Annotated in this window: 20 protein-coding genes and 1 riboswitch; of the genes, 17 read left to right on the top strand and 3 right to left on the bottom strand. The window is 42.0% G+C overall.

The genetic code is table 11. The features are described from left to right. Both gntK and MHI18_RS10895 read right to left on the bottom strand, forming a co-directional pair. Nucleotides 1-1,539, bottom strand: coding sequence for a gluconokinase (gntK, locus tag MHI18_RS10900; RefSeq protein WP_340847367.1), 1,539 nt, complete (start codon nt 1,537-1,539; stop codon nt 1-3). Then, nucleotides 1,532-2,263, bottom strand: a complete 732-nt coding sequence (locus MHI18_RS10895) for a GntR family transcriptional regulator (RefSeq protein WP_340847653.1) — start codon at nt 2,261-2,263, stop codon at nt 1,532-1,534. The genes gntK and MHI18_RS10895 overlap by 8 nt, the downstream gene beginning before the upstream one ends. Before the next feature lie 232 nt (nt 2,264-2,495). Next, a riboswitch (cobalamin riboswitch) is annotated at nt 2,496-2,673 on the top strand. Nucleotides 2,674-2,796: 123 nt separating this feature from the next. Between MHI18_RS10895 and MHI18_RS10890 the strand changes: the two genes are divergently transcribed. The 17 genes from MHI18_RS10890 to MHI18_RS10810 all read left to right on the top strand — a co-directional run bounded on the left by MHI18_RS10890 (nt 2,797) and on the right by MHI18_RS10810 (nt 16,531). Beyond that, nucleotides 2,797-3,765 carry an ABC transporter substrate-binding protein gene (locus tag MHI18_RS10890; RefSeq protein WP_340847366.1) on the top strand — a complete coding sequence of 323 codons (969 nt, stop codon included), beginning with the start codon at nt 2,797-2,799 and terminating at the stop codon, nt 3,763-3,765. Next, on the top strand, nt 3,731-4,783 hold the full coding sequence (locus MHI18_RS10885; protein WP_340847652.1) for a FecCD family ABC transporter permease: 1,053 nt from the start codon (nt 3,731-3,733) through the stop codon (nt 4,781-4,783). The genes MHI18_RS10890 and MHI18_RS10885 overlap by 35 nt, the downstream gene beginning before the upstream one ends. A gap of 1 nt (nt 4,784) precedes the next feature. Then, nucleotides 4,785-6,257: an adenosylcobinamide amidohydrolase gene (locus MHI18_RS10880; protein WP_340847365.1), complete on the top strand. Its 1,473-nt coding sequence runs from the start codon at nt 4,785-4,787 to the stop codon at nt 6,255-6,257. Then, nucleotides 6,257-7,219, top strand: coding sequence for an adenosylcobinamide-phosphate synthase CbiB (gene cbiB, locus MHI18_RS10875; protein WP_340847364.1), 963 nt, complete (start codon nt 6,257-6,259; stop codon nt 7,217-7,219). Before MHI18_RS10880 ends, cbiB begins: the two co-directional genes overlap by 1 nt. After that, a complete protein-coding gene (locus MHI18_RS10870) occupies nt 7,194-8,279 on the top strand; it encodes a pyridoxal phosphate-dependent aminotransferase (protein ID WP_340847363.1) in 1,086 nt (361 codons plus the stop codon). Before cbiB ends, MHI18_RS10870 begins: the two co-directional genes overlap by 26 nt. Next, on the top strand, nt 8,252-8,821 hold the full coding sequence (locus MHI18_RS10865) for a bifunctional adenosylcobinamide kinase/adenosylcobinamide-phosphate guanylyltransferase (RefSeq protein WP_340847362.1): 570 nt from the start codon (nt 8,252-8,254) through the stop codon (nt 8,819-8,821). The genes MHI18_RS10870 and MHI18_RS10865 overlap by 28 nt, the downstream gene beginning before the upstream one ends. Then, nucleotides 8,818-9,609 (top strand): adenosylcobinamide-GDP ribazoletransferase, encoded by a 792-nt coding sequence (gene cobS / locus MHI18_RS10860; protein WP_340847361.1) that lies wholly within the window; start codon nt 8,818-8,820, stop codon nt 9,607-9,609. The genes MHI18_RS10865 and cobS overlap by 4 nt, the downstream gene beginning before the upstream one ends. After that, nucleotides 9,567-10,181, top strand: coding sequence for a histidine phosphatase family protein (locus MHI18_RS10855; protein WP_340847360.1), 615 nt, complete (start codon nt 9,567-9,569; stop codon nt 10,179-10,181). The genes cobS and MHI18_RS10855 overlap by 43 nt, the downstream gene beginning before the upstream one ends. Beyond that, a complete protein-coding gene (locus tag MHI18_RS10850; protein WP_340847359.1) occupies nt 10,133-10,564 on the top strand; it encodes a bifunctional adenosylcobinamide kinase/adenosylcobinamide-phosphate guanylyltransferase in 432 nt (143 codons plus the stop codon). Before MHI18_RS10855 ends, MHI18_RS10850 begins: the two co-directional genes overlap by 49 nt. A gap of 13 nt (nt 10,565-10,577) precedes the next feature. After that, the gene (locus MHI18_RS10845) at nt 10,578-11,162 is read left to right on the top strand and encodes a cob(I)yrinic acid a,c-diamide adenosyltransferase (protein WP_340847358.1); all 585 of its coding nucleotides are present in this window, start codon (nt 10,578-10,580) and stop codon (nt 11,160-11,162) included. Between the two features lie 2 nt (nt 11,163-11,164). Continuing rightward, on the top strand, nt 11,165-11,659 hold the full coding sequence (locus MHI18_RS10840; RefSeq protein WP_340847357.1) for an ECF transporter S component: 495 nt from the start codon (nt 11,165-11,167) through the stop codon (nt 11,657-11,659). Then, the gene (locus MHI18_RS10835; protein WP_340847356.1) at nt 11,656-12,333 is read left to right on the top strand and encodes an ATP-binding protein; all 678 of its coding nucleotides are present in this window, start codon (nt 11,656-11,658) and stop codon (nt 12,331-12,333) included. The genes MHI18_RS10840 and MHI18_RS10835 overlap by 4 nt, the downstream gene beginning before the upstream one ends. 58 nt (nt 12,334-12,391) lie before the next feature. Next, entirely contained in the window at nt 12,392-12,868 is a 477-nt protein-coding gene (gene ybaK, locus MHI18_RS10830; protein WP_340847355.1) for a Cys-tRNA(Pro) deacylase, read from the top strand. Nucleotides 12,869-12,940: 72 nt separating this feature from the next. Next, a complete protein-coding gene (locus MHI18_RS10825; protein ID WP_340847354.1) occupies nt 12,941-14,041 on the top strand; it encodes a PRK06851 family protein in 1,101 nt (366 codons plus the stop codon). 165 nt (nt 14,042-14,206) lie between these two features. Further along, entirely contained in the window at nt 14,207-15,112 is a 906-nt protein-coding gene (locus MHI18_RS10820) for a Cof-type HAD-IIB family hydrolase (RefSeq protein ID WP_340847353.1), read from the top strand. Nucleotides 15,113-15,133: 21 nt separating this feature from the next. Continuing rightward, the gene (locus MHI18_RS10815; RefSeq protein ID WP_340847352.1) at nt 15,134-16,225 is read left to right on the top strand and encodes a PQQ-dependent sugar dehydrogenase; all 1,092 of its coding nucleotides are present in this window, start codon (nt 15,134-15,136) and stop codon (nt 16,223-16,225) included. A gap of 177 nt (nt 16,226-16,402) precedes the next feature. Continuing rightward, complete coding sequence (locus MHI18_RS10810) at nt 16,403-16,531, top strand: hypothetical protein (protein WP_340847351.1); 129 nt, start codon at nt 16,403-16,405, stop codon at nt 16,529-16,531. A 308-nt stretch (nt 16,532-16,839) separates the two neighbouring features. Here the strand turns inward: MHI18_RS10810 and bshB2 are convergent, their stop codons facing one another. Then, a complete protein-coding gene (bshB2, locus tag MHI18_RS10805; protein ID WP_340847350.1) occupies nt 16,840-17,505 on the bottom strand; it encodes a bacillithiol biosynthesis deacetylase BshB2 in 666 nt (221 codons plus the stop codon). Between the last annotated feature and the right edge of the window lies 1 nt (nt 17,506).

Raw genomic sequence — 17,506 nt, 5'->3', positions numbered from 1 at the left:
TTAGTTGTTTAGTAGATTTCGCTGATAATCGGCAATTTTTGTATAATCGTTCTCTAATATCCTAGATAAGTTAATAAAAATCGGGAGTAATTGTCTATATTCGTTAACGGCTTCTTCTTTTGGCAGGTGTTTATACGTATTGCCGATCATCTCAGACACAACGTCAAATGTTTCAATTTTCCCCGTTGCATAAAGACCCAAAATACAAGCCCCAAGACATGAACTTTCATAGCTCTCAGGAACGACAACTTCCGATTCAAATATATCGGACATCATTTGCCGCCAAACCCTTGATCTAGCAAAGCCTCCCGTTGCTTGAATCCGTGTTACTGGTCCATCCATGCACTCAGTTAGTGCTAAGAATACGGTATATAGATTGTAGATAACGCCTTCTAGTGCGGCTCGAATCATATGTTCCTTTTTGTGCGACATCGTTAGACCAAAAAATGACCCGCGTACATCTGGGTTCCATAAAGGAGCGCGTTCACCTGCTAGGTATGGATGAAATAACAATCCATCAGCTCCAGGTCTAACTCGTTCAGCAATTCGAGTTAAGACTTCATACGGATCGATCCCTAGTCTTTTGGCTGTTTCGATTTCTGAAGAAGCAAATTCATCTCTAATCCAGCGCAGAACCATTCCTCCATTATTTACAGGACCGCCAATTACCCAATGTTTTTCGGTTAGGGCGTAGCAAAAAATCCGTCCTTTTTCATCTGTTTTTGGTTCATTAATAATGGTACGAATAGCGCCGCTTGTCCCAATCGTGACTGCAATTTCGCCTTTTCCGATTGCATTGACGCCTAAGTTAGAAAGAACGCCATCACTTGCCCCAATCACAAAAGGTGTTTGAGGATCTATTCCCATTTCTTTGGCTAGAGAAGGATTACAGCCGCTGAAAAGTTTAGTTGTTGGGACAAGATCAGATAATTGGGATCGAGTAATTCCTGCGATTTGTAACGCTTCTTCATCCCAATCCAGTGTTTTAAGATTCATCATGCCAGTGGCAGAAGCCAGCGAATGATCGACTACATATTGATCAAAAAACTTTTTAAAAATATATTCCTTAATGCCAATGTATTTTGTTGCTTTGGAGGCGATCTCAGGGAGTTCATTTACCAACCAAGCGATTTTGGACAATGGTGACATCGGATGAATAGGTGTTCCAGTCCGTTTATAAATCTCATGCCCATTCAACTGATTTTTGATTTTACGAGACCATGCTTCGCTTCGGTTATCTGCCCAAGTAATACAGGGTGTGAGTGGTTGGTCCTGTTCATCCATTGCTATGACGCTATGCATAGCACTACTGAATGAAATAAAGGATAACGTCTTATTAGAGTGAAGCTTCATAATCGTTGAAAGGGCTTGCAAAACAGCTTGGAAAATTTCTTCTGGGTTTTGTTCAGCTGTGGAACTATCCGGCGTGTGAAGGGGGTAACCGATATTTGCTTGCTGGATTACTTCGCCTTTTTCACTAAATAAGACAGCTTTCGTACTCGTTGTACCAATATCTATACCTACCATATAATCAGTCATTATCGAGCCCAACTCCTTTAGCTAGCATTTGCTGTGACATCCATAAATCGTCTACTTTTCCTTGAACATCATCAAAATTCTTATGTAAAGACTTAATCATGAGTGAGCGATCTTTTGCTTTAATAGCCTCAATATAAAGAGCATGATTTTCCATTATTCGTGTGAAGTCATTGTATGTTTCCTGGAAACGACCCCGCATTGACAAGAGAATAAAACTTTCCATGACGGGTTTTAAATTGTTCCAAATCATTAAGATATGGGAGTGGTTGACTGATCGGATAATGGTTTCATGGAATAATAGATCCTGATATGAAAACTCGTCCGCATCACGATATTTTATAGCAACGTGCATCATTTCAAGAATTTTACTTAGTTCTTTGGTTAAATCATCGGTGTCTATTCTGACAAGTCGTTCAAATACAAACGATTCGATAAGGAGACGTACATCGTAAATTTCATTAATATCTTTTTCTGTTAAACCTATAACGACAGCACCCATTCTTTCTAGACGAATGATGTTTTCAGATGCTAGTTTTTTTAGTGCATCTCGGACAGGGGAACGACTCGCAGCAAAATCTGCTGCCAATTTATTTTCCGATAGTATGGCACCGCTTTCAATTAATCCGGCGATAATACGCATTCTTAGCTCGCATGTTATCCGCTCACCCACTGATGCCTTTAACAGCCATTTTTCTGGGTATAGAAAATTAGTAGATTCAGACATGATGTCACCTTCTTTGCTATTCATTCAAGTACACTTGTATACAAGTATTATAATCAAGCTATTTTAGAATGCAAGCGTTTTATTTATCTATTCAGAACATGTATAAGGTAAAATTAGATAGGATTCGTATTTAAGTCTGTTAAGACAGTTTTTAACAAGAAATTTACTATTCAGTAAAGGAAATCCGTTCGAAATACAGGTTATAGTGTATAATCGACATACATAAAAAAATCATATAAGTTAAGAAATAGGTGTCTTTTTTATAAAGACTTAAAAGGGAAGTTGGTGTCATTCCAACGCGGTCCCGCCACTGTAAATGGGGTAAACGGCATAGCCACTGTAGTTCCTATGGGAAGGCGTCGTGTGCAATACCCATGAGCCAGGAGACCTGCCTGTTTTCGTGCACTTTTTATACCTGCGAGGATAGGTTGGTGTGTGGCTTTTTTCTATTTGTCATAATCGGCCATACAACAATCTCCAATTCATATTGGGGATTTTTTATTTGTGCAGCAAAGACTGGGAGGATTTAAAAAATGAGAAAATTAGGCATGAAGCTATTTGCAGGTATTTTGGTCATCGGGATCTTGACAGGCTGCGGCAGTGAAGTAGAGGAGAAGCAGCAACAGTCCACTTCAGAGATGGATAGAGGTGAAACAGCGGTATTTCCTGTGACATTGAAGGATGCAACGGGTGAACAGGTTACTATTGAACAAGAACCACAAAAAATCGTTTCACTTATTCCAAGCAATACTGAGATAGCCTTTGCTATGGATCTAGGTGAAAAAATTGTCGGTGTCTCAGATTATGATAATTATCCAAAAGAAACCGCTGATATTGAGAAAATAGGAGACCTTGAATTTAATATAGAAAAAATTATTTCCCTGAGTCCTGATCTAGTGTTAGCCCACGGGTCCACATTGAATAGTGCGAAGGAAGGTCTGCAACAACTGAAGGATTCAGGTATTTCAGTAGTAGTCATCAATGATGCAGCAAACTTCGAGGATGTCTATACATCTATTGAGATGCTTGGTAAGGCAACAGGAGCCGATCATAAAGCAAACGTTCTTATTGATGAAATGAAGACAAAGTTACGTACTATCGAAGAAAAAGCTGCAGAGATTAAACCGCATGAACAAAAGAAAGTTTTAGTGGAGGTTTCCGGATCTCCAGAGATATATGTGACGGGAAAAAACACCTTCATGGATGAAATGCTGAAGCTGATCAACGCGAAAAATGCCGCAGCCGATCAAGAGGGCTGGGCTAAGATGGAAGAGGAATCGATGATTGAAGAGGATCCGGATGTCATTATTACGACGTATGGCCGTTATGTAGATGATGTAACAAGCGATATTTTAAATCGTAATGGTTGGGAAGCAGTCACTGCTATTAAAGAAAAACAGGTGGTTGACGTGGATGAAGATCTTGTTACTCGTTCAGGTCCAAGGCTGGCAGAGGGAGTAGATGAACTTGCCAAAGCGGTCTATCCAGACGTATTTAAATAAAAAAGTAATCTACGTGCTGGCAATCGCCTTTTTGACAGCGTCGTTCCTTGCAGGAGTTTCAATCGGTGCGGTTTCTGTGCCAATCATGGATTTGCTGAAAATACTTGCTAAAGAAATTCTGAACTTCCCTATTGAACAGACGAATGAAATGTATACCAATATTGTTATGAATATTCGTTTACCGCGGGTTATTTTAGCTGGACTTGTCGGGGCCTCATTGGCTGTTTCAGGGGCTGCTTTTCAGGGGCTTTTGCGAAACCCATTAGCCGACCCATATACACTCGGTGTTTCATCAGGAGCATCGTTAGGCGCGGTGATTGTGTTGTTTTTCTCCTTCTCTTTGCCGATAATCGGTCCGTTTACACTTCCGGTATTTAGTGTGTCGTTTTCATTTGCGACCATTTTTGCCGTTCTGTTTTTTGCCCGGAAAATTGACAGGTCAATGAAAGTTGAATCGATTATCTTAACCGGTATTATTTTCAGCTCATTTCTAGGGGCATTTATCTCGTTGATGATTGCGTTAACGGGTAATGAACTGCGGCAGATTATTGGGTGGCTGCTGGGCAGTGTGTCGATGCGAGGCTGGAGTTATATCACGATTATCCTGCCTTTCTTCCTAGTTGGTGTACTAGTCTTGATGCTGAATGCAAAGGAATTGAATGCTCTATCCTTTGGGGAAGACAGGGCACAGCATCTGGGAGTAAATGTGAAACGCCGCAAGCTGACGATTCTAACTGCCGGAGCATTGCTGACTGGAGCAGCTGTAGCGGTTTCAGGAACGATTGGTTTTGTTGGTCTGGTCGTGCCGCATTTTATCCGGCAGTTATGCGGTCCCGATCATAAACATTTATTGCCGCTTTCTCTACTCTCAGGAGGGGGATTTTTAATTTTCGCTGACCTTGTATCAAGGACCATTATCGCACCAACTGAATTACCGATTGGCGTCATTACTGCTTTGATTGGTGCTCCTGTTTTTGCAGCGATATTAATGAAAAACAGAACAGGAAGAAGGAGATAACATGCTTAAGGTAAAAGAGCTGACCGGAGGCTACGCTGAAGAACCTGTCATTCACTCCCTATCCTTTGCTGTTCGCAAGGGGGAATTATTCGGAATTTTAGGACCGAATGGCAGCGGGAAAACGACATTATTACATATGATAAGCGGGATTATGCGTTCAGACACTGGCAGCATCTATATAAAGGGTCTGCCTATCCAGAGCTATTCCGCAAAGCAGCTGGCAAGAACGGTAGCAGTACTGCCGCAGCATTCTTCCCAAACCTTTTCCTACACTGTAAAAGAAACGGTTTCGCTTGGCCGTTATGCTCATCAATCTGGCTGGTTGAATACCTGGACAGAGGAGGATGAACGAATCGTGCAAGAGGTGATGGAGCAGACTGGTGTCCTAGCCTTTCAGGATAAAAGCATGAATGAGCTGTCAGGTGGTGAAATACAACGGGTAATGCTCTCGCAAGCCTTGGCGCAGCAACCAGAAATTCTTTTGCTTGATGAACCGACCAATCACTTAGATCTTTCCTATCAAAAAGATTTGCTTGATATGATGAAGAAATGGTCTGTGGAGAAGGGCTTAACCGTTATCTCGATTTTTCACGATTTAAATTTAGCCGCTCTGTATTGTGATAATCTCCTGCTCTTGGAAAAAGGAAGAATCCAAATCATTGATACTCCGAATAATGTGCTCCAACAGGAGAGGATTCAGCATGTATATAAGACCAAAATTGAAAAGCATCCACACCCTGTGCTGCCGAAGCCTCAAATGTTTATCGTTCCCGAAAAACAGGCAGGTGATAATCAGGAAATAAAAATAGAGCAGCGGTATGTAACGCAGACTGAAGAATATATTTCGCTGCGTTCACCGATTCCGCTGCGTACGATGTCATCCGGAGTAACAGGAGCTGGTACCGGCTGGTATGATACGTTTGTTAATCGGCATGTTAACCACGATTATAATTGTGAGGACCATCTAGAAGAAATGAACTTGTTTTTACAGGAGCGAGGATTTGATCCTGCGGAAACGGTAGGGATGATGACGGCTGTTGACCTTCGATATGCAGTCTATCAGTTCTATCAGGATCGAGACTTTTCAATTTTTATTATTGTAACAGCGGGTGTTGGAAATGCTGTTGATGCATCAAGAGCAAGTGAACATACGGAAGACAGCTCACCTGGAACGATCAATACCTGGATTTTTATAAACGCAAAACTTGCAGAAGAAGCGTTCATTCACAGTATTGTTACGGCGACTGAGGCGAAAGTGAAGGCTTTGATGCAGCTTAATGTTATGGATTACATCACCCACTCTAGCGCGACGGGGACATCAACAGACAGTGTACTGGTTGCTGCGACCCAAAGGGGCACCTTTTTGCCATACGGCGGGACAGCAACGCCGCTCGGGAAGTTAATCGGTAAAGGTGTCTATGAATGTACGATGAAGGCGTTACAGAAAAATCAGTATACGAGGGAGGATGAATGATGCTTCCTCATTTACTTGCACTCAGTCTTGCATTCTTGTTAGATCGATTAATCGGGGACCCGCCATCTTGGCCGCATCCAGTTAAATGGATGGGGGCTTACATTGCAAAACTGGATCGATTACTTAATCAGGGTCATGCAAAGAAAAGAAAAGGGTTGCTGATGATGAGTAGTTTATTGCTCATAGTTTTTACGCTGACGAGTGTCATTGTTTACCTTGCCTATCAACAGCATGTGGCGGCGGGTATTCTGGTTGAGGCAGTGATTATTTCGACTACACTGGCCCAAAAGAGCTTACATATTGCGGGAATGGATGTTTATAGACCCTTGGCTTTGGCAGATCTTACTGAAGCAAGAAGTAAGCTTTCGTATATTGTTGGCCGAGATACCGATCAGCTTCATGAAGGAGAAATTGTCCGAGCAACCGTCGAGACTATTGCTGAAAATACCAGTGATGGCATTACAGCTCCGCTATTCTGGGCGTTCATTGGCGGAGCGCCCTTGGCTATGATGTATCGGGCTATTAACACATGTGATTCAATGGTTGGATATCAAAATAAGCAATACCTTGATTTCGGGTGGGCATCAGCAAAAATGGACGATATCGTCAATTGGATACCGGCCCGTTTAACAGGGCTGCTGATGCTGCTTAATCCAAATAGGGGACCGCATTCTTTTAGAAAGCGTGCGGCGATTGTAGTACGTGACGCCAAGATGCATCCGAGTCCGAACAGCGGCTGGGGAGAAGCTGCTGTTGCTGCCTTGCTCGGTGTGCAGCTTGGGGGAGTCAATTATTATAAAGGTATCATATCTAATCGAGCGAAGATGGGAGAATCAGTCATTCCACTTCAAGCAAATCATATTAAACTTACAACCCAAATCATGCATAGGACCTCATGGTTATTTATGCTGATGCTCTGGATAGGAGGGATTCTGCTTGCAACTGCCGCTTCATGGATCTAATCCACATTATTTATATCAATCACTAAAAGTTACGATGCCAGACAGCTTTTACGATTTCAGTGCCAATATTAATCCGCTTGGACCACCAGCAGGATTAAAGGAACAGTGGCCATCTTTTTTTGAGTCAATCTTAGAGTATCCAGATCCTGAAACTAGAGAACTAACGGAGCTGGCTGCAAGTATGGAACATGTTTCAGAGAACTCCATTCTCTTTGGGAATGGAGGGGCAGAATTGATTTCATTAACTGCTCGAATGCTGGCAGGTAAAAACGTTCTAATTATTCAACCTGCTTTTTCTGAATATGCCGCTGCATGTTTAGCAAATCAATGTACCATTACAAATTACATCCTCAAAGAGCCAGAGTGGAAGTTGGATGTCGAAGGCTTGAAACCGTTAATTAAAAATCAGGATGCGCTTTATTTATGTACGCCCAATAATCCTACAGGCATGTCTTATGCCAAGGAAGATGTGTTAGAGCTCCTAACTGCTTGCCAGAAAGAAAATTGTCTAGTGATTCTTGATGAAGCTTTTTATGACTTTGTCCTTGACCCTTTTACATACCGAACGTATCTCAGTCGTTTCGCAAATTTGATTATTCTTCGCTCGATGACCAAAATGTTTGCGATGCCAGGAGTCCGCCTTGGATATCTACTCGCGCATCCAGGTATTATTGATGCCTTACAGTCTTTTAAACCACATTGGAGTGTCAGCAGCTTGGCTCAGAAAGCAGGTTCAATCTGCTTAAGAGAGATCGTTCATCAGAAAGAAACGGTTGAATATATTGAAAAGCAGAAGAGACAGCTTCAATCTTTCTATAAGACGACCGGCCTGGTAATCTCTCAAAGCTCGGTGAATTTCTATTTACTTAGAGATCCAGAACTAGATGATACCAAATACTTATTAACTTATTTGTTAGGAAAGGGTATTGTGCCGCGCCATACATATAATTTTCCCGGACTAGATGGTAAATGGCTTCGATTTGCGGTTAAAGGTGAACGGGATCATGCCGTATTGATGGAGGAGTTCACACAATGGAAAAAGCACCGATCTACTTTGTAACCGGAGGAGTTAGAAGCGGAAAAAGTACATTTGCAGAGAAATTGACAAGACAATGCAGCCAAGATTTGAACAGAGGTTTAGTTTATATTGCCTGTGGAAGAGCGCGTGATGAAGAAATGGCGCTGCGTATTAGTAAGCATCAAGAACAGCGAGAGCAAAGCAATGTAACTTGGCAGATTAGAGAGTTTCCAACCAATATTGAGGAATCTGTAAAAACCTTTGATCATAAACCTGTTGTCTTGATAGATTGTTTAACGACATTGCTTGATAATGAACTGTTTTCAGCAAATACGGAATGGAGCCAAATTCAGGCCAGCCAAGTATACGACAAAATTCTTGCCGGTCTTGAAACGATTCAGCAAAATGTAAGTTCCTTAGTACTTGTCAGCAATGAAGTGCTTCACGAGTATAGTCATTTTTCTTCCGTCCAGCTGTATCAAAGAACGTTGGGTTTGCTGCATCAAGAGATTGTTCAGCGTGCTGAAAAAGCTTATGTAGTGGAATCAGGTATACCTGTCATGATGAAAGGACCCCAATCGTGAGCGCACTTATTGGGTTCCTCATTAATCTGCAATTTTTCACCGCTATACCGATTAAACGTGAATTCCCAATGGACAACAAGTACCTGCACCGCGCAATACAGACCTTTCCGTTAGTTGGTTTGCTGTTAGGCTGTTTAATGAGCGGGACACTTTATCTGTTTGTCGAATGGACGCCCTTCTCAACCAGTGCGATTGCATTTATGATTTGGCTGCTGACTATTGGTCTAACCGGAGGGCTTCATCTTGACGGCTGGATTGATGCGAGTGACGCATTCTTTTCCTATCGTGATAAGAAAAAACGCTTAGAAATCATGAAAGATCCACGAACAGGGGCCTTTGGTGTTTTATCAGTCATTGTTTTATTAGCTGCTCGGTTTTTATTTATCTATGAGATTATTGAAAAAAGCACACCGTATACGTATGCTCTGATCCTTGTTATTCCGTTTATCAGTAAGATTGTGATGGGTGTGGTTCTATGCCGTTTTCCATTCGCAAAACAAGAGGGTCTAGGCGCCTATTTTCAAAAAGCATCCCGTAAAAATAGTACGCATGTTTACTGGGGATATGCGATGGCAGGCTTAATAGGAGCTTATCTAATCAGTCCGGCGTTGCTGTGGCAGTTCATATGGATGGCAGCAGCTGCGTACTTGAGTTTTCTTTTTATCCGAAAAAAAACAATCGAGTGGTTTGGCGGGATAACAGGAGATGTGCTTGGAGCTTCTGTGGAAGGAGTTGAATTATCTCTATGGATCACGGTCTGGTTATTACATTATTTCGTCATGGGATAACAGAAGCCAATAAACGGAGGGAGTATCTTGGGTGGACGGACTCGCCATTGCTGCAAGAAGAGCAGGAAAAGTGGGTCGAAGCTAATTATGAGGTAGTTTATTGCAGTGACCTGCCTCGCTGCGAGAAAACAGCAGCCCTTCTTTTCCCTAAGATTACTCCGATCAGCAAGGTAGAACTTCGAGAAATGAACTTTGGCGACTGGGAAGGCAAAACATATCAGGATTTGGTCGATGAACCTAGCTATCGGGATTTTCTTGACCGTCCATTTGAAGCAAGTCCTCCAAATGGGGAAAGTTTTTCTGTTTTTTCCGCAAGAGTACAACGAGGTTGGAATCATATAGTAGAAGATATCAACGAACGTGGTATACGACGAGCCGCCGTGATCACCCACGGTGGTGTAATTCGCTCAATACTTAGTAAACTGGCTGTAGAGAATAAGGAATTCTGGGATTGGGACGTTCCTCATTCTCGAGGCTATCAATTCGCTTGGGAGTCAATTCAATCAGCAAGGAGGGGTGAACGGTGTACTTCGTTACAGGTGGTAGTTACAACGGCAAAGCAAAATGGGTAAGAGAGCAATTACAAGTTACAGATGAGACAATCTGGTTATCTGCATACCGAGATCATGACTTACCAAAAAATCTGGACCCCCATTGTAAAAGGATCGTACTAGAAGGGATTGAACGTTGGATTAAACAAGATACTCAACAACTGAATGCGGAGGATATCCGTGCTTCTTGGAAGCTTCGGATGGAGGGGTTCTTGAACTGGGAGAAGGAAAATACAGATCGGCACTTAATTATCATTGGTAGTGATCTCTCGAAAGGAATTGTCCCGATTGAGGCGAGTGACCGCACTTGGCGGGATGCCTGCGGTTGGGTGTATCAGGATCTTGTCGAAAGGGCTGACCGGGTTGAACTTATCTGGTATGGTATTAATCAACAACTAAAATAAAGGAGGAATAATAATGAAAATTTATACACGTACTGGGGATAAAGGCAAGACGAGTGTAATTGGTGGAAGAGTGGATAAAGATGATATCCGTGTTGAGAGCTATGGTACGGTTGACGAGGTAAACAGCTATATTGGTAAAGCCGTTACTGAGCTTACTCCCGATCTATTTTCAGATGTAATCGCTGATTTAGAAAAAATACAGCACGAGTTATTTGACTGCGGCGGCGACTTAGCGACCATTTCAGAAAAAGCACCTGAAAAATTAAGTGAAGACGCCATTACGTACTTAGAAGAACGAATTGATAAATTTATTGAAGAAGCACCAGATTTAGAAAAGTTCATTCTGCCAGGAGGATCGGTCCCGGCAGCTACTCTTCATATTGCTCGGACGGTGACACGCCGTGCGGAACGTCTTGTCGTTTCACTGACTAAAACAGGTGTACCAGTATCACCTTTGTCTCTCCAATATTTAAATAGATTATCTGATTATCTATTTGCCCTTGCACGTGTCGTGAACTTCCGTTTGGGTGTTAAGGATGTGGAATATGCACGTAGTGCGAATGTATTCCGAGGCGGAAAAAGAAAGGAACGTGAATAGGGTTGGACGTTCGAAAAATAAGCACCTTGGCGATGTTTATTGCCCTATCCGCTGTAGGTGCGGCAATTAAAATTCCTTCTATCGTCGGCAGTTTAGCACTTGATAGTTTCCCTGCCCTTATAGCAGGTGTACTATTAGGGCCGATTAATGGGGGAATTGTGGCAGGTCTTGGGACCTTGATTTCTGCTATTATCAGCGGGATGCCGCTTGGGCCGCTGCATTTTATCATTGTTCTGGAAATGTTCATCCTAGTTTGGATGTTTTGTACTCTATATAATACCAGTCAAAAATTAGGCGCGGTCACACTGTTCTTGGTCGGAAATGCGCTCATTGCACCACTGCCCTTCATGTTCATCATTAGTACATCATTTTATATTGCCTTGTTGCCTTCGTTAATTACTGCAACTGTTATTAACTTAGTCATCGCGGTTATACTAATGCCAAAGCTCGTCCCTATTTTAAAAAGGTTGATTTTCAAAGCGGGTCATGATTCATGAGAGATGTTCTAAACCTGCCAGTCACAGGTGGTTCGTTGATTTTTGCCAGCGATAACAGCGGCGGTATCGGCATGAAGAAAGAAGATGTTGTGACGGCTTCCTACGATGTAGTAGCTTACTATTCGTTTCGAGTTGCAGTTATAGAGTGTATGGCTGCAGGAGCTGATCCGATTGCCGTGGTCATGGAGAATTTTTGCGGAGAACAAGCATGGAGTGAATTAGAAGCAGGCGTCCGTCAAGGTCAAGCAGAGTTGGGTCTTACAATTCCTATTACGGGAAGTACAGAAACCAACATGGAAATGGTTCAATCAGCCCTCGGTATTCTGGTTATTGGACAAAAGAAAGAGGAAGAAGAGAAAGTGGCGAGCGGGAAAATGGGCGTGATCGGCACCCCGCTTATGGGTGAGGGCGTGATCAATCATCCGGAGCTGATTGCACCGCTCTCTCTCTTTAAATGGTGCTGTGAGCAGGAAAACATGACTATTCTCCCCGTTGGCTCAAAAGGCATTGCCAATGAGTGGCTGCATCTTGACCCAAGCGGGACAATTCCACAGGCAGTTGAAAGCCTTGATTTAAACGCTTCAGCAGGCCCTTCCACCTGCTTTATCATTGTATTTGATCCAGAAAAAGAAGCTGAAATTGCAGCTAAAGCTGGTCATTGGTTTCATCGATAATCAAGAGGGTCTTGCATATGCGAGGCTCTTTTTTAATAAATGTAAATGGAGGCTAAGAATGAGTAAAACGAATGCGATGAGAGTCCTGGACAAACAGAAAATTCCTTACCAATCGTTATCCTATAATAATGAAGATGGGAAAATTCACGGAACAGCGGTTGCCGAAAAGATTGGGAAACCAGCAGATCAAGTATTTAAGACATTAGTTGCTTCGGGGGCTCCAGGACATATTTATGTATTTGTCATACCAGTAGCAGATGAATTAGATGTCAAGAAAGCAGCCAAAGCTGCTGGAGAGAAAAAAATTGAGATGCTGCCTGTCAAGGATCTGCAAAAATGGACAGGCTATATTCGCGGAGGCTGTTCACCGATTGGAATGAAAAAACTCTATCCAACGTTCATTGATCATACGGCAGAACAGCTTGAAACAATGATTGTCAGCGGCGGAAAAGTCGGGTGCCAAATTGAGTTACCGCCGCAAGAGTTATTGCAAATAACGGATGCCGAATTTATCGAGCTGACAAAGGCAAAGTAATGGGCTTTCACCTATTATGGGCTCACTGCATAATCTGTAGCGAAACACGTTATCACAAAGGAGTGTTCGCACTTGAAGGGGAAAACTAGACATTACTTTGCAGGCGGGAATACAGCCCGTGGGTTTTACAGCTTATATGAAACAAATTTAGAAAATCTCGAGAAATTATTTATTCTTAAAGGTGGTCCAGGAACTGGGAAATCAACGCTCATGAAGAAATTAGGCTTGGTCTGGGAAGAAAGAGGAGTTGATGTTGAGTACTTACATTGTGCCTCAGACGCCCAGTCCATCGATGGAATTATTTTTCCAACCCTTAAAGCAGGCATTGTTGATGGGACTCCGCCGCATGTAATTGAACCTAAGGCACCGGGTGCTGTTGAAGAATACGTGAACCTGGGTACTGCTTGGAACTCGAGTCAACTAGGTGATAAAAGGGAAAACATCGTACAGTTAACTGAGGCTATTGATATTGCTTATGAACAGGCATACAAACTATTTGCTGAGGCCCTTTCCGTTCATGATGAATGGGAAGAAATCTATATTAATAATCTTGATTTTGCTAAGTTGAATCAATTAACTGAAAAGCTCATGACAAATTTTTTCGGTGAAATGGTTCTAAATAAAACCTCAGATGTTCGACATCGCTTCTTAGGAGCAGCCACACCAACTGGGGCGGTCGATTATGTTCCGAATTTAACCACTGATATTCCAAAACGCTTCTTTTTAAAAGGCCGGCCCGGCAGCGGGAAATCTACCATGCTAAAGAAATTAGCAGCAGAAGGGAAGAGAAGAGGTTTTGATGTTGAAATCTATCATTGTGGGTTCGATCCAAACAGTCTGGATATGGTAATAGTCCGCGAATTGGGATTGGCTATCTTTGATAGCACGGCTCCCCATGAATACTTTCCTAGCCGGGAAGGGGATGAAATTGTGGATATTTATAAAACTGCGATTTTACCAGCAACAGATGATATTTATGCGGAAGAAATAAAAGAAATTTCTGAAAGATACCGGTCAAAAATGACGGCGGCGACAAATTATCTCTCCCAAGCTAAAGAACTGCACGATAAGCTTGAAGAGATTTATATTGCGGCGATGGATTTCGAGAAAATTAATGAAATTCAGAAAACCATTGAAGATAAAATGAATCAAATCGCGCTTCAATATCAATAAAAATAACGAGAAACAGGCCTCTCATTTGAGCAGGTCTGTTTTTACTAATAACTATTTGATGAAAAGCAGACAATAGAGCTATTCAGCTTGTTTCAACTGTTCTAAGAATGGTTACAGATATAGAGAGAGACTGTAAGAGAGAATCAGTCAGAAAAATCTGTTACAATGACAGAAACAAACAAACTAGAGGTGTATGCAGTGATAAAAGCGATTGCAATTGATATGGACGGTACATTATTAAATAAAAATCAGAAAGTCAGTAAAGAAAACAAAGAAGCCATTGAACGAGCTCAAGCTGAAGGAGTAGAAGTTATTATTGCAACTGGGCGATCGTATCAAGAAGCAAGGTTTGCTTTGGATGAAACGAATCTTGAATGTCCCGTTATTGGTGTAAATGGTGCTGTCGTCCTAACCAAATCAGGAGAAATCACAACATCAAATACAATGAATATAGACGATGTTAAACAAGTGGTCGATTACTTAGAACAGAAACAGATCTATTTTGAAATCTATACTAGTGAAGGTACGTATTCTAAAAACTACGAAAAATCAGCGGCCGCTCTTGTGGATGTTTATGTAACAGCTAATCCAGATGTTGATCCGGTAGAGATTACTCAAATCGTTCATAACCGCCTTTCTCTTGGTCAGGTGAAAACCATTCCAAGTTATTATGATCTTCTGACTAAAGAAAATCTAAGTTATTATAAAATCCTTATATTCTCTAATAATCTAGAATTACTAGGGGAAGCTGGCGGAGAATTGAAACGAATAGAAAGCCTTGCAGTTACCTCATCGGGCCATGGAAACTTGGAAATTTCTCATGTCCAGGCACAAAAGGGGATTGCACTTGAAATTTATCTGAAAGAAAAAGGCATCACTCTGAATGAAGCGATGGCCATCGGTGATAATTTCAACGATAAATCCATGTTTGAACGGGTTGGACGAGCGGTTGCAATGGGTAATGCTCCAGAAGAAATAAAGAAAATATGTCATTTAACGACAGGCATAAATGATGATAGCGGTGTTGCACAAGCCATACACGCTGCTTTAAACGAACAATTAGTAAAGTAGAATTATTTCTGGGGGGAGAAAATGAAGAAAAAGCTGCTGATTGTGCTGATTGTGTTACTTTTCGCAGGATGTTCACTGAAGGATATAACCCAACAGGATCATTCTGAGAATGAAGATCTACAAATGGAACAGACAGGGAAGACAGCAAGTGATAAGCCTGAAGTATTACTCAGCGGGCTTGACGCACCATGGTCTATTCAAGAAATAGAGGAAACCTTGTTTGTATCAGAACGAACGGGTTCCATTGTGCAATTTCAGGACGGAAAAGTAAAACGAGAACCTGTGGAGTTAAAAGAAAAACTGTCTGAAGAATCTGAGGCAGGTCTGCTGGGCTTTTTACTCGCGCCAGGATTTGAAGACAGCGGCCAAGGGTTTGCTTATTATACATATGAATCAGGTGGAATACCTGTTAACCGGATAGTCACTCTTCAATATGAAGAGGGAAGCTGGAAAGAAACGAATGTGTTACTTGACCAGATACCGAGCGGGAACTACCACCATGGCGGACGGATTAAAATCGGCTTTGATAATAAGCTGTATGTAACAACTGGTGATGCCAAAAAAGGAGAGATTGCACAGGATATAACTTCTCTTGGCGGAAAAATACTACGAATGAATTTAGATGGAAGTATACCAGATGATAATCCGTTTCCTAACTCATATGTCTACTCTTATGGCCATCGAAATCCTCAAGGACTTACGTGGGATTTAGAAGGAAGATTATACAGCAGTGAGCACGGAGAATCTGGGAGAGATGAATTAAATCATATTGAACCAGGAAAAAATTATGGATGGCCGGAGATTGAAGGCGATGAAAAGAAAGCAGGAATGGAGGCACCCCTTATCCATGCTGGCGGCAATACGTGGGCTCCTTCCGGAATCGCCTATAACAACGGGAAAATCTATATCTCTTCTTTAAGAGGTGAAGCCTTAAAGGCATATGATATTGTAACCAAAAAAATGAAGGATATCGTAACCGATCAAGGGCGTATACGAGACGTCTACATTGATGGAACGTACCTCTATTTCATCAGCAACAATACCGATGGCCGAGGCAATCCTGATAAAAAAGATGACAGACTCTACCGAATACCATTAAGTAATCTTAAATAATTTTGTATGAAACCCAAAAATACAGGACATACTAATCGTACGATGATTTAAATGTTATTCCCCTATTTGACTGTCTGCTCCCCCGCAGGCAGTTTTTTTATTTGTGTGAGTAACTTGTGAAAAACATCACATTGTTACAGGACTTGTGCAGAACAGAGGGAAAAGTGTGCAGAAAGGGTGAATTGGTGTGCAAATGGAGCGTATTTCTGTGCAAAAGCATTTTTGAGAAGAGCGGGACCCAGTTCAGCTGGTTTTGTTGAAAAGGAGTCATTAATCAAGGCCAAAGCAGCCAATCCAGATGCGTAAAGGCAAGATACCCTATTATAACAAGACCAACTGTCCTGGGATCTGCGCGCAACGTGGGATGTTCATCCGTCACGGCAGCTGACTGTGCAGAACAGAGGAAAAAGTGTGCAGAAAGGGTGAATTGGTGTGCAAATGGAGCGTATTTCTGTGCAAAAGGAACCAAACTCTGTGCAGTTCGACCAATTTTCTGTGCAAATGCATTTTGAGAAGTATTACGCTAGGGAGTATGTTCATCTAAAGGAGAGATCCCCTATTTCGACAAAACAAACAAGGCTGCCGAGAAAATCCTCGACAGCCTTGATGTTTAGTTAAAACTTATAAGTCCAAAAACGTTCTCTGCGAATCGCGTTTAATAAGGTAGGGTCTTGGTTTTTCATTTTTTCTGCCCAAGTTGCGACCATGGATTCGGTTTGTGAACGATGTGCTTTTATTGAGGCGATTTTTTTATCCTCAACGGCTGTAATGTCATGAAGGATATCGGGTTCGCCAATTTCAGCAATACTATTGTTGGCAAAGGCAACCAAGTTCAGCTTAGGCCGTTTCGTTTCCTCCATTTGACCAACTGCACGGACAACCGCTCTTGCACATGCTTCATGATCAGGATGGACGCTGTAACCCGGGTAAAAAGAAATGATTAGTGATGGATTTAGTTCTTGAATCGCTTCGGAAATTTTTTCTGTCAGCTTGTCATCATCTTCAAACTCAACGGTTTTATCCCGCAATCCCCACATCCGTAAATCACTAAGACCAAGCGCATCAGCTGCATCTTGTAATTCTTTTTTTCGAATTTCAGGCAGGGATTCTCTTGTAGCGAAAGGCGGGTTCCCTAGGTTTCGGCCCATTTCTCCCAGCGTCATGCAAATATATGTAACAGGAGTATTGTTTTCGATATGCAAAGCAATTGTTCCTGAAACTCCGAAAGCCTCATCATCGGGATGAGGGAATATGACTAAAACCTGTCTTTCTTTTTCCAAT

This window comes from Peribacillus sp. FSL H8-0477, assembly GCF_038002765.1.
Classification (GTDB): Bacteria; Bacillota; Bacilli; order Bacillales; family DSM-1321; genus Peribacillus.
This window is presented reverse-complemented; position numbering and strand designations above follow the sequence as displayed.